The organism is Gemmatimonas aurantiaca (assembly GCF_037190085.1).
Classification (GTDB): domain Bacteria; phylum Gemmatimonadota; class Gemmatimonadetes; order Gemmatimonadales; family Gemmatimonadaceae; genus Gemmatimonas; species Gemmatimonas aurantiaca_A.
Genome location: NZ_JBBCJO010000005.1, coordinates 1,020,684 through 1,032,719, shown reverse-complemented (window position 1 = coordinate 1,032,719; position 12,036 = coordinate 1,020,684). Strand labels below are relative to the sequence as shown.

Here is a 12,036-nt window from a genome sequence, read left to right as displayed (position 1 = left end):
GGACTGGGACAAAAGTAAGCCCACGCCTTTCTGTGCGATATATCACCTGAGAGACATATTGTGCCCAACATCACCCATCCGGCACAAAAACGGCCCCACCAAGGGTGAGGCCGTTCACAAATCGCCCGCCCGGGTGGCGGTCATACCCCGGAGTGCCCAATAGGGTTCGGAAAGGCGTCAGGCAACCAGCAGAGCGTCGATGGAGGCCCGGATGCGCTCCGGCGTGGGAACCACCTCCGCCAGAAGGTCCGGGTGATAGGGGACCGGGATATCCCGGGGAGCCAGGCGCTCGATAGGGGCATCCAGGAACCAGAACGCGTCCTGCGCCAGCGTGCCCGCGATCTCGGCGCCAAACCCGGCCGACAGATTGTCTTCGTGCACGATCAGGCACCGACCGGTCTTTCTGACCGAGGAAAGCACGGCCTCACGGTCCCAGGGCGCGATGGTCCTGAGATCGAGCAGTTCCACCCGGCCCTCCAGCCCCGCCATCGCTTCCACGCAGCGGTGCACCATGGCTCCCCAGGAGACCAGCGTGAGGTCGGTGCCGGCCTGCACCAGGCGCGCCTTGCCGAATGGAATGACGTAGTCGTCCCCCGGGTACCGGGCGCTGCCGTCGCCCGTCATGAGCAGCGAACGATGCTCGAAGTAGATGGTGGGGTTGGGGCTGCGCATGGCGGTGCGAAGCAACCCTACCGCGTCGGCGGCATTGGACGGAATTGCCACCTGCCAGCCGTAGGCGTGCGCAAACCGCACTTCGTCGCTCAGCGAATGCCAGGGGTCGCCCACATCCTTGCCAAAACCGCCCGGCATGCGCACCACGATCGGCGCCGCGAACTGGTTGGCCGTGCGCCAGCGCATCGTGCCGCAGTTGTTGAGCTGCTCCGTGGCCGGATCGGCGTATTTGCGGAACTGGATCTCGGCCACCGGCATGAGTCCGCTCACCGCCATGCCGACCGCCCGCCCGATGATGCCTTCCTCACTCAGACTGGTGTCGAAGACACGCTCGGCACCGAATTGCTTCTGCAGCCCTTCGGTGACGAGGTGCACGCCGCCCTTCCGGCCCACGTCTTCGCCGAACACCACCACTTTGGGGTTCACGGCCAGTTCCCGCCGCAGGGTCCGACGCACCGCCTCGGCGAAGCGCAGCAGTTCCCCGTCGTCCGATGGCGTTTCCGTTCCAGGCAGCGCCGCGCGCTCGTCTGGCGTGAGTCCGCCCATGGCCTGTCCGTCGAAGGCCGGTTCGGCGTACACATGCAGCGCCACGGTGGCCGGATCCGGCATCGGACGCGCTCGCGCCGCGTCGAGGCCCGCTTGCACATCGCGCGCCACTTCGGCTTCCAGGTCGGCCCACTCGCTTTCGCTGAGTAGTGAGGGCACGAGATAGTCGCGCAGTCGTGGCAATGGGTCCCGCCCCACATCGACCGCAATTTCGTCCTCGGTGCGGTAACCCTTCTGATTGTCCGGACCCGAATGACTCGACAGCCGGGGGACGGTGAGCCGCACCAGGGCAGGCCCCTTGCCGCTCCGGATGTGATTGACGGCTTCCTCGAGCAGGCCTGCGGCTTCGTGCGGATCGATGCCGCTGCCGTTGCGGATGAAGAGATTGCCGAAGGACGCGAGGTTCTTCGCGATGTCCGCGCCCGGTGTCTGCATGTCACCGCGCACGCTGATGCCGAGGTTGTTGTCCTCGATGTAGAACAACATCGGCAACCTGAGCGTGGTCGCCATGGTGAGCGCGGCCCAGAATCCACTGGTCGCCACCGAGGCATCACCGCCGAGGGCGACGCTCATGCTCGTGGCGTACGAGCCATCCTTCAGCGTGTCGCGATGATAGAGGATGCTCTGCGCCCAGCCGGCCGCGGGGGTGTACTGCGAACCCACGTCACCGGCCATCGGCAGCACGGTGCATCGCTCGGGGCTGGCCAGGTTGCAGACGACGCCGATATCGCGGCCATCGCTGAACCCCCCGGCACGGCCGAGGGGGCTGCCGAACGCATCGGCGATGCTCAGACCCAGCGACAGCAGCAGCGGACGGGAGCGGTAATACGCACCCGCGCCGTCGTGCGGCCCCTGCAGCAGCGAGCCGAGGATGACCTGCGCCATGTCATGACCGCGCGCGGAGAACTGGTAGAGCACCAGATGTTCACGCGGCACACTCGTGCGATTGCGATTCGTGGTTTCTTCGACATCGTCGAGCGCGCGCGAGACCAGCGTATGGTACGCGATCCGGCGCCAGTCGAATCCGGCGCGCGGTGTCACGGTGATGGGCTTCGCGCTTCGCGCGGCGGGTCGTGCAGCAGTCTTGGCAGGCATAGCCTGATAATTTGCCCGATGCGCCGCCGAATCGGGAGTTTGCACAGGCATTCGCGCCCGGGAAATCGGGGAGTTCCCGTGTGTCACGCTGCACGCATCCCGCGATGCGCCCCCCGATGCGTGTCACGCAATGTGGGACGACGGGTGGGGCTCCGGACGTGAATCGTATCCGACGGCAACCAGCAGCGGATATGGTCGCATGCTACCTTTCGCGGATGTCTGCTTCCTCCTCTTCTCTCCTCGTTGAACAGGCGGATGGCGTCCTCACGCTGACGCTGAACCGCCCCGATGTTCTCAACAGCTTCAATCGCGAAATGGCGTTCGCGCTGCAGGATGCGCTGCGTCGGGCCGCGGACGATCCGACGGTGCGTGCAGTGGTCCTTACGGGCGCGGGACGCGGGTTCTGCGCCGGTCAGGACCTCGCGGAGGCGCTGCCGCAGGATGGGGGACCGATGCCGGACATCGGTGAGATCGTGAAGATCTGCTACAACCCGGTCATCCGGGCGATCCGTTCGCTGGAGAAGCCGGTGTTGTGCGCGGTGAATGGCATCGCCGCCGGTGCGGGCGCGAACCTGGCGTTCGCGTGCGACATCACGATCGCAGCGGAGGAGGCGAGTTTTGTGGAGAGCTTCGCCAAGCTGGGCCTCATCCCCGACACCAGCGGTACGTTCTTCGTGCCGCGTCTGGTGGGGGTGCAGCGGGCCACGGGCATGTTCTTTCTCGCCGAGAAGATGGGCGCGGCACAGGCCAAAGCATGGGGACTCATCTGGGATGTGGCGCCCAGGGCCGACCTGATGGACACCGTGCAGAAGCTGGCGAAACAGCTGGCCACGCAGGCGACGCGCGGGTTCGGGCTCACCAAACGGGCGATGAATGCGTCGTTCGGCAACGATCTCGACGCGCAGCTCGACGTGGAAGCACAGGCCATGCACGAAGCGGGACGCACGGCCGACTACGAAGAAGGGGTCCGGGCGTTTCTTGAGAAGCGCGCGCCAGTCTATCGCGGGGCCTGATTCGCGATGGCGCTGATGAAAGTGGGTGTGGTGGGTGCGGGCGCCATGGGTGCGGGCATCGCGCAGGTGGCGGCGATGTTCGGCCACGAGGTGGTGCTCGCCGATGCGTTTGCCGCCGCGTTGCCGCGCGCGCGTGCGGGACACGAGAAGGCCATCGCGCGTGACGTGGAGAAAGGTCGGCTCACGCGCGAGGCCGGCGATGCGGTGCTGGGGCGTTTCACGTACGTGGAAGGTGTGGAGACCGCACAACTCGCGGCGTTCGCCGATTGTGGCATCGTCATCGAAGCCATCGTCGAGCAGTTGGCCGTGAAGCAGGAACTCTTCCGCGCCCTCGAAACCGTGGTGGCCGACGACACCATCCTCGCCAGCAACACATCGTCGCTGTCGATCGCGGCCATTGCCGGCGCCTGTCGTGGCAGCCATCGCGTGGTGGGCGTGCATTTCTTCAATCCGGCGCCGGTCATGCCGCTGGTGGAGATCATTCCGGCCATCACCACCGACAGGTCGGTGGCTGCGGCCGCACGTGCGCTGGTCACGTCGTGGAAGAAGGTCACCGTGATGGCGGCCGATACTCCGGGCTTTCTGGTCAACCGGGTGGCCCGTCCGTTTTACGGCGAAGCGCTGCGCATCCGCGAAGAGGGCATTGCCGATGCCGCCACGATCGACTGGGCGCTGCGCACGATCGGTGGATTCCGCATGGGACCGTTCGAACTCATGGATTTCATCGGGCTCGACGTGAATTTCGCCGTCACCCGTTCGGTGTACGATGGCATGTTTCAGGACCCGCGCTATCGGCCCAGTCTGCAGCAGCAGCGTCTCGTCGAAGCCGGATGGCTGGGCAAAAAAACGGGGCGTGGCTTCTACGATCACCGTGACGGTGCGACGAAGCCCGCGCCCACCGAAGATGCGGCGCTCGGTCAGGCCATCGTCGATCGTGTGCTGGCCATGCTGGTGAACGAGGCCGTGGATTTTGTGCATCTGCAGCTCGGCACGCCGGAGGACGTGGAACTGGCCATGACCACCGGGGTGAATTATCCCCGTGGCCTGCTCGCGTGGGGTGACGCCATCGGCGCGGCGACGGTGCTCGCGCGACTCGATGCGTTGTATCGGGAGAGCGGTGACATGCGGTACCGGGCCAGCGTGCGCCTCCGGCGTGCGGTGGCCGCGGGAACTCCGCTGTCCGGGTCTCCGTCTCCGTCTTCCTCCGATGCGCGGCGGGATTCGTGAGCGATGCGGCGGCCGTGGTGCAGCATCTCATGGAACACGACGCCTTCTCGCAGTGGATGGGCGCCGAGGTGCTCGAAGCGGCCGTGGGACGTTCGGTCATCCGCATGCCGGTGCGGGCCGACATGGTGAACGGATTCGGCACCTTGCACGGCGGGGTGTTGTTCGCGTTCGCCGACAGCGCATTCGCGTTTGCCACCAACGCCCGTGGGATGCTCAGCGTGGCGGTGGACTGCAGCATCAGCTTCCCGGTGGCCGTGCGTCCGGGTGATGTGCTCACGGCCGCGGCGGTCGAGCAGAGCACGACCAACCGCCTCGCGTTCTGCGAGGTGACGGTCACCAATCAGGACGATGTGGCGGTGGGGTATTTTCGCGGCACGGTGTATCGCACGACGCGCCCGCATGTGATATCGCCGGTGGTGTCGCAGGCAGTGTCACGGGAACCATCGGGTGAGTCCTCAGGTGAATCATCCAGGTGAGTCATCACCGGAACTTCGGATCAGGGTACACGATGCAGAGTGAAGGACTTCAGGGAGCGTGGATCGTCGATGGGGTGCGTACCCCCGTCGGAAATCTCGGTGGTGCGTTGAGTGCCGTGCGGGCCGACGATCTCGGCGCGCACGTGATCGGCGCACTCGTGACCCGCGTGCAGCAGGCCAATCCTGGTTTCGACACGAGCGCGATCGTCGATGTCATTCTCGGCTGCGCCAACCAGGCCGGCGAGGACAATCGCAACGTGGCGCGCATGTCGGCGCTGCTGGCCGGCCTGCCGGTGACGGTGCCGGGAGAGACGGTGAACCGCCTCTGTGCGTCGGGACTCAATGCGATCGCCTCCGCGGCGCGTGCCATCCGTGCCGGTGAGGGTGATGTGTACATCGCCGGGGGCGTGGAGAGCATGACCCGCGCGCCTTTTGTGCTGTCCAAGGGCAGCACGCCGTTCGCGCGCGACGTGCAGCTGTTCGACACCAGTCTGGGATGGCGCTTCGTGAATCCGCGCATGAAGGCCATGCACGGCACCGACAGCATGGGCGAGACGGCGGAGAACGTGGCCAGCCAGTACGGTGTCACACGTGCCGACCAGGACGCGTTTGCCGTGCGCTCGCAGCAGAAAGCCGCCGCGGCACGCAGCAGCGGACGATTCGCGCAGGAAATCGCGCCGGTGTCGATTCCGCAGAAGAAGGGCGATCCGGTCGTGGTGCGGGACGATGAATTTCTGCGTCCCGACACCACCATGGAGACATTGGCCCGCCTCAAGCCGGCCTTCCGCCACGATGGGCAGGGCAGTGTCACGGCCGGCAACTCCAGCGGGCTCAATGACGGTGGGGCAGCGTTGCTGCTGGCATCGGATCGGGGAGTGAAGACACACGGATTCACCCCCATCGCCCGCGTGGTCGCGTCGGCCGCGGCGGGTGTGGAACCGCGTATCATGGGCATGGGGCCGGTGCCGTCCACGCGCCTCGTGCTCGAACGGGCCGGCCTCACACTCGATCAGATGGATGTGATCGAGCTGAACGAGGCTTTCGCGGCGCAATCGCTCGCGTGTGTACGCGAACTCGGCATCGCCGATGACGATCCGCGGGTGAATCCGAACGGTGGTGCGATCGCCCTTGGCCATCCGCTCGGCATGAGCGGGGCGCGCATCGCGTTGTCGGCTGCACGGCAGTTGCAGATCAGCGGCGGACGGTATGCGCTGTGCACCATGTGCATCGGCGTGGGCCAAGGCTTCGCCATGGTGCTCGAGCGCGCGTGATGCGCTCTCCGATACTCTCCATGCACGGTTGTACGAGACATTCATGATCTACGCGTTCGACGGATTCATCCCGGTCATCGACGAATCGGCGTTCATTCATCCGCAGGCGACGGTCACGGGCAATGTGATCATCGGCAAGGATGTGTACGTCGGCCCGGGGGCCGCGATTCGGGGCGACTGGGGCGGCATCGTGATCGAGGACGGTTGCAATGTGCAGGAGAACTGCACGGTGCACATGTTCCCCGGCGTGGTCGTGACGCTCGAAGCCTCGGCGCACATCGGACACGGCGCCGTCGTGCACGGTGCACGCATCGGCGCGAACGCCCTCGTGGGCATGAACGCCGTGGTGATGGACAATGCGGTGGTGGGGAGCGGCTGCATCCTCGGCGCGCTCTGCTTCGTGCCCACCGGCATGGAGATTCCACCGCGCAAGGTGGTGGTCGGCAACCCGGCCCGGATCGTGAAGGATGTCAGCGACGAGATGCTGGCATGGAAAACCGAAGGCACGGCGCTGTATCAGCAGTTGCCGGCGGCCATGCGGGCATCGTGGCGCGAGGTGGAACCGTTGCGCAGCCTGCCCGCCGACCGGCCGAACCAGATGGCGATGCTCAAGAACTGGCAGGACACCCAGCGCTCACGCGAGGAATACGGTTGATGTTGACGGTGCAGAACTACGCCCTTGGCGAGTGGGTCACGGGCACGGGCCCGCGCACGGATCTGATCGATGCGGTGACCGGCGAGAAGATCGGCGATGCGTCGAGTCATGGACTCGATTTCAGGGCGATGCTGAACTATGCCCGGACGGCGGGCGGTCCCCGGCTGCGCGACCTCACGTTCCATGAACGGGCGGTGCGTCTCAAGCGCGTGGCCCAGGCGCTCATGGCGCGCAAGGAAGAGTTCTATCCCCTGTCGTACATGACCGGTGCCACACGCACCGATTCGTGGGTCGACATCGAGGGCGGTATCGGCACGTTCTTCGCCTATGCCAGCCGTGGGCGTCGTGAATTCACGAACGAGCGCTTCCATGTGGAAGGGCCCACCGAACCGCTGTCGAAGGGCGGGACCTTCGTGGGGCGGCACATTCTGGTGCCGCTCGAAGGCGCGGGGGTACACATCAATGCCTTCAACTTCCCCGTGTGGGGCATGCTCGAGAAGCTGGCGCCGGCGCTGGTGGCCGGTGTGCCCTGCATCGTGAAGCCGTCCACCACGGGCAGTCATCTCACCGAAGCGGTGTTCCGGGCGATCATCGAGACGGGCGAGTTTCCGGAAGGCGCCCTGCAGCTCATCTGCGGCGATGCGCGCGATCTGCTCGAACACGTGGAAGAGCAGGACGTGGTGGCTTTCACCGGTTCGGCGTCCACCGGCCAGAAGCTGCGTCAGAGCAAGTCGATCGTGGCCAACTCCGTGCGCTTCAACATGGAGGCCGATTCGCTCAACTGCTGCATTCTTGGCCCCGATGCCACGCCGGGCACCGAGGAGTTCGATCTGTTCGTGAAGGAGGTGGTGCGCGAGATGACCACCAAGGCCGGTCAGAAGTGTACGGCCATCCGTCGCACGATCGTGCCCAGCGGACTCGAGGAAGAGGTGATCAAGGCGGTGTCGAAGCGGTTGGCCAGCACCACCATCGGCAGTCCGACGGCGGAGGGTGTGCGCATGGGACCGCTCGCATCGGCCAGTCAGGTGCGTTCGGTGGGTGAGAGCGCGGCCCGCATCCGTGCCGCAGCCGAGCGTGTGTACGGCAATGACGACTTCGCGGTGGTGGGCGCCGATCGTAGCAAAGGCGCGTTCTATTCGCCCGAACTGCTGTACTGCGCCGATCCGCTCACCCGTCTCGAACCGCACGATATCGAAGCGTTCGGACCGGTGAACACCGTGATGCCGTACCGGACGCTCGATGAAGCCGTGCAACTCGCGCGTCTGGGGCGCGGCTCGCTCGTGGGTTCACTGGTGACGGCCGATCCGGCGGTGGCGCAGAAGGTGGTGCTGGGCGTGGCACCGTACCACGGTCGTCTGCTGGTGCTCGATCGCTCCAGTGCGAAGGAGAGCACCGGGCATGGCTCCCCGTTGCCGAATCTCGTGCATGGCGGCCCGGGGCGTGCCGGTGGTGGCGAGGAAATGGGCGGTGCGCGCGGGGTGACGCACTATCTGCAGCGGGTGGCGTTGCAGGGAAGTCCGAGCATGCTCACCGCCATCACGCGCGAATGGACGAAGGGCGCCGAGGAAGTGAAGGACACGGTGCATCCGTTCCGGAAGACGTTCGATCAGTTGCAGGTGGGCGATACGATCATCACGAAGTCGCGTCAGATCACGCTGGCCGATGTGGAAGCGTTCGCGGCATTGAGCGGCGATACGTTCTATGCGCACATGAACGACGAGCATGCGCGCAGCAACGGCGTGTTCGAAGGACGGGTGGCGCACGGGTACTTCGTGGTGTCGGCGGCGGCCGGTCTGTTCGTCGATCCCGACCTCGGTCCGGTGCTCGCCAACTACGGTCTCGAGAAACTGCGTTTCACGAAGCCCGTGTATCCCGGTGACACCATTCATGTGCGTCTGACCGTGAAGCAGAAGACGGCCAAGGACGTGCCCGAAGGCACCATCCCGCAGGGTGTGGTGGAGTGGGACGTGGAGGTGTTCAACCAGAACGACGAGGCGGTCGCGGTCTACTCGATCCTGACGCTGGTGGCGCGTGGTGACGTCAAGGCCCCTGCGCAGGTATCCTGAGGGACCTGCATGCCCTGTCATCCGTGTTGAACTGACTCCCTCTCTTGCCTCCTGACAATGGCCACGTCGTCCCCGCGCTCCATCGACCGTTCGATCGTCGAAGGACCCATTGGTCCCGCGGTGTGGAAGATGGCGTGGCCATCGGTGGTGCAGAACGTGATTGCCGGAGCCCAGGGGATGATCGATCACGCACTGGTCGGTCATCTCGTGGGGTTTGCGGGCAACGCCGCGATGGGGGTGGGCTACCAGGTGTTTCTGGTGGTGATGGTGTTCATCTCGTCGCTGTTCAGTGGGATGGCGGTGCTGGTGGCCCGATTTGCGGGAGCGGGCGATCATGCGGGCGTGAACCGTGCGGCGTCGCAGGCGTTCCTGTTGGCATTGGGACTGAGTGTCGGTGTGCTCGCACCGGTGGGATATGTCCTGGCGCCGACACTGCTGGGGCTCGTGCATGCATCGCCCACGGTGCAGGCCGAAGCGCTGCCGTTTCTTCGCATCATGTTCGTGTTCGGATTCGGCATGATGATGTTCTTCATGCTGGGTGGGGCGCTGCGGGCGGCGGGTGATTCACGCACACCCATGCGGCTCGGCATCGCCCTCACCATCGGCAATGTGGTGTTCAATGTGTTGCTCATCCGCGGCGCGGGACCGATTCCCGCCATGGGCACGGCGGGTGCAGCGGCGGGCGTGATGATCTCCAGCGGACTGGTGGCGATCTACGCGATCATGAAGTTGTTCAGCGGCGCATGGGTGATCGATTTCCGCGGCATGTCGTGGAAGCCCGACTGGGAGATCATCCGGGCGTTGTTCCGCTTCGGCTTGCCCACGGGCCTGCAGGGCATCGCGATGAACGTGGCGGGGGTGATGCTGCTGCGCTTCATCGGTTCCACGGCCAACAGTGCGGAAGCGCAGGCGGCGTATGTGGTGGGATACACCCAGTTGTTCTCGCTGGTGACCTGGACGTCGGTGGGGCTCATGGGCGCCGCGGCGGCCGTGGCCGGCCAGAACCTCGGGGCAGGCCACCCCGAACGCAGCCGCCTGGCCGTGCGTCATGCGGCGAAGATCGGACTCTCCATCGCCGCGGCGGTCGGGGTGACGTTCTTGCTCATTCCGCAGTTCCTGCTGAGCATCTTCGGCATGACCGAACCCGACGTCGTGCGCATCGGCCGCGAGTTGCTCGCATACCTGAGTGTGTCGGGTCTGTTCATCACCGTGGCGCTCACATTCACCGGCGGATTGCAGGGCACCGGTGACACCAGGAGTCCGCTGTATATCACGCTCGTTTCGCAGTTCGCGCTGCCCATCGGTTTTCTCACCATCATGGAATCGATGGGGCAGCTCCAACCCCATCACATCTGGTTGGCGATCGTGATGGGGCATGCGCTGCGATGTGTGTTGAGCGCCTGGCGATTCGAGCAGGGGCGGTGGCGGGCGATCCAGTTGGGGCTGGGCCGGTAGCCGCCCGCTGTCAGCCCCGTCGTGCGGCTTCGATGGCCGCGATATCGATCTTCTTCATCGTCATCATGGCTTCGAACACCCGCTTGGCCACCGCACGATCGGGATCGACGACCGCCCGGGTGAGGGCAATCGGCGTGATCTGCCAGGACACGCCCCATCTGTCCCTGCACCAACCGCACATGCTCTCCTCACCACCGCTACCAACGATCGCGTTCCAGTAGCGATCGGTTTCTTCCTGATCGACGGTCGCGACCTGAAACGAGAAGGCCTCGGTGTGCTTGAACGCCGGACCTCCATTGAGTCCGATGCATGGGATACCCATGACCGTGAACTCGACCGTCAGCACGTCTCCCTGCTTTCCCGACGGAAAGTCACCGGGCGCCCGATGCACCGCGCCCACGGATGAATCCGGAAAGGTCTGAGCGTAAAACCGTGCCGCTTCTTCGGCACCGTTGTCGTACCACACGCAGACCGTATTCTTGGCAGGGTTGCTCATGGGTGTCTCCGCGAAAATGTTGTGCCGGTTGTGGCGTCCATCGGCCCATCCACACGTCACCTGATGCTTGACCGATCGAAGTGTGGGTTCTCGATGATCCCGAATCGGTTGCCGAACGGGTCGAGCACCGCCGCCACTTTGATCCCACCGCCCACCTCGGTGACCGGCTCCAGCGACGTGGCTCCCAGCTCGATCAGGCGCGCGAACGATGCATCGGCGTCGGAGACACCCCACAACGGTTGGGGACCCACCGTGCCAGCCTGTCCATCGGGGATGAGCCCCAGTTCGAACCCGCCCACGTTGAAACCCACGTAGAACGGTTCGTCGAAATACGCTTGCAGGCCGAGCACCTGGGCATACCACTCTTTGCCTGCCGGCAGATCGTGCACGGGATAGATGACCGTCCGAAGTCCGAGAATCATGGTACCCTCATCGTGAAAATACGGTCACCTTGTGATCGGAATCAGGCTCGGCGTGACGTCGAGTATCGCGAATGCGATCAGGTAGACCAGTGTGCCCAGCCAGAAGATTCCCAGAATCCGTCCGGTAGTACGGACAATGGATTGAGGTGCGAGGTTCCGGATATCGCGACGGATGAGTAGAACCACGGCGCCGAGCGCGACCACCCACATGGGAAAGATCCACCAAAAGACCGGCAACGACGATTGCTGTTCGGGTGAGAGTCCGAGCACCGTCTGCATCTGACGAACCCGCATCGTCATGAGTCCGGCGACGATCGCCGCGCCACCCAGCCACGCGCCGGCCTGCGCCGTGGCGCTTCCGCGTGTGGCGACCCGCCGGAAGCTCCAGCCGAAAAGCACGGCCACGGCCGAGAATAGCAGCACGGACGCCAGGCCGTTCATGGTAGTGGCGGTGGGATTCATGACATCCGGAAATCTGCGGGGCCGCCTCGTCTCTGCCAATCTTCAGGATGGTCCACTCGTCGCCGGCCCGCGACCGTGGGTGCTGCCGATGTCATGGGATGCGGCAGGATGTCGCAAGATGTCGCGCAAGGTCGCGCAAACCCTCACCGACGACGACTATTGGGGCTCCCCCACCCTGAT

The 12,036-nt window shown here is 65.1% G+C and carries 11 protein-coding genes; 7 read left to right on the top strand and 4 right to left on the bottom strand.

Annotation, left to right across the window (positions count from 1 at the left end; all coding sequences use genetic code 11):
• Positions 1 to 177: 177 nt before the first annotated feature.
• Positions 178 to 2,313 (bottom strand): transketolase C-terminal domain-containing protein, encoded by a 2,136-nt coding sequence (locus tag WG208_RS10205; protein WP_337171237.1) that lies wholly within the window; start codon positions 2,311 to 2,313, stop codon positions 178 to 180.
• Positions 2,314 to 2,528: 215 nt separating this feature from the next.
• Here WG208_RS10205 and paaG point away from each other — a divergent pair, with 215 nt between their 5' ends.
• From paaG to WG208_RS10170, 7 genes are read left to right on the top strand one after another with little or no spacing between them, the layout of a single operon-like run.
• Complete coding sequence (gene paaG, locus WG208_RS10200) at positions 2,529 to 3,326, top strand: 2-(1,2-epoxy-1,2-dihydrophenyl)acetyl-CoA isomerase PaaG (protein ID WP_337171236.1); 798 nt, start codon at positions 2,529 to 2,531, stop codon at positions 3,324 to 3,326.
• Positions 3,327 to 3,341: 15 nt separating this feature from the next.
• Positions 3,342 to 4,553 carry a 3-hydroxyacyl-CoA dehydrogenase NAD-binding domain-containing protein gene (locus tag WG208_RS10195; RefSeq protein WP_345786983.1) on the top strand — a complete coding sequence of 404 codons (1,212 nt, stop codon included), beginning with the start codon at positions 3,342 to 3,344 and terminating at the stop codon, positions 4,551 to 4,553.
• Positions 4,550 to 5,029: a hotdog fold thioesterase gene (locus WG208_RS10190; RefSeq protein ID WP_337171234.1), complete on the top strand. Its 480-nt coding sequence runs from the start codon at positions 4,550 to 4,552 to the stop codon at positions 5,027 to 5,029. The genes WG208_RS10195 and WG208_RS10190 overlap by 4 nt, the downstream gene beginning before the upstream one ends.
• A gap of 32 nt (positions 5,030 to 5,061) precedes the next feature.
• Entirely contained in the window at positions 5,062 to 6,300 is a 1,239-nt protein-coding gene (pcaF, locus tag WG208_RS10185; protein WP_337171258.1) for a 3-oxoadipyl-CoA thiolase, read from the top strand.
• Between the two features lie 43 nt (positions 6,301 to 6,343).
• Positions 6,344 to 6,955, top strand: a complete 612-nt coding sequence (locus WG208_RS10180) for a transferase hexapeptide repeat family protein (RefSeq protein ID WP_337171233.1) — start codon at positions 6,344 to 6,346, stop codon at positions 6,953 to 6,955.
• Complete coding sequence (paaZ, locus tag WG208_RS10175; RefSeq protein WP_337171232.1) at positions 6,955 to 9,021, top strand: phenylacetic acid degradation bifunctional protein PaaZ; 2,067 nt, start codon at positions 6,955 to 6,957, stop codon at positions 9,019 to 9,021. The genes WG208_RS10180 and paaZ overlap by 1 nt, the downstream gene beginning before the upstream one ends.
• A 57-nt stretch (positions 9,022 to 9,078) precedes the next feature.
• Positions 9,079 to 10,476: an MATE family efflux transporter gene (locus WG208_RS10170; protein WP_337171231.1), complete on the top strand. Its 1,398-nt coding sequence runs from the start codon at positions 9,079 to 9,081 to the stop codon at positions 10,474 to 10,476.
• A gap of 10 nt (positions 10,477 to 10,486) precedes the next feature.
• Here the strand turns inward: WG208_RS10170 and WG208_RS10165 are convergent, their stop codons facing one another.
• The 3 genes from WG208_RS10165 to WG208_RS10155 are packed head-to-tail and all read right to left on the bottom strand — an operon-like array spanning position 10,487 to position 11,856.
• Entirely contained in the window at positions 10,487 to 10,972 is a 486-nt protein-coding gene (locus WG208_RS10165; protein ID WP_337171230.1) for a VOC family protein, read from the bottom strand.
• 56 nt (positions 10,973 to 11,028) lie between these two features.
• Positions 11,029 to 11,394, bottom strand: coding sequence for a VOC family protein (locus tag WG208_RS10160; RefSeq protein ID WP_337171229.1), 366 nt, complete (start codon positions 11,392 to 11,394; stop codon positions 11,029 to 11,031).
• 24 nt (positions 11,395 to 11,418) lie between these two features.
• Positions 11,419 to 11,856 carry a hypothetical protein gene (locus WG208_RS10155; protein WP_337171228.1) on the bottom strand — a complete coding sequence of 146 codons (438 nt, stop codon included), beginning with the start codon at positions 11,854 to 11,856 and terminating at the stop codon, positions 11,419 to 11,421.
• Positions 11,857 to 12,036: the final 180 nt, after the last annotated feature.

Coding starts and splice junctions, on each gene's coding strand:
- WG208_RS10155 (WP_337171228.1), bottom strand. CDS start 11,856: ATGAATCCCACCGCCACTACCATGAACGGCCTGGCGTCCGTGCTGCTA.
- WG208_RS10205 (WP_337171237.1), bottom strand. CDS start 2,313: ATGCCTGCCAAGACTGCTGCACGACCCGCCGCGCGAAGCGCGAAGCCC.
- WG208_RS10165 (WP_337171230.1), bottom strand. CDS start 10,972: ATGAGCAACCCTGCCAAGAATACGGTCTGCGTGTGGTACGACAACGGT.
- WG208_RS10180 (WP_337171233.1), top strand. CDS start 6,344: ATGATCTACGCGTTCGACGGATTCATCCCGGTCATCGACGAATCGGCG.
- paaG (WP_337171236.1), top strand. CDS start 2,529: ATGTCTGCTTCCTCCTCTTCTCTCCTCGTTGAACAGGCGGATGGCGTC.
- paaZ (WP_337171232.1), top strand. CDS start 6,955: ATGTTGACGGTGCAGAACTACGCCCTTGGCGAGTGGGTCACGGGCACG.
- WG208_RS10160 (WP_337171229.1), bottom strand. CDS start 11,394: ATGATTCTCGGACTTCGGACGGTCATCTATCCCGTGCACGATCTGCCG.
- WG208_RS10195 (WP_345786983.1), top strand. CDS start 3,342: ATGAAAGTGGGTGTGGTGGGTGCGGGCGCCATGGGTGCGGGCATCGCG.
- WG208_RS10170 (WP_337171231.1), top strand. CDS start 9,079: ATGGCCACGTCGTCCCCGCGCTCCATCGACCGTTCGATCGTCGAAGGA.
- pcaF (WP_337171258.1), top strand. CDS start 5,062: ATGCAGAGTGAAGGACTTCAGGGAGCGTGGATCGTCGATGGGGTGCGT.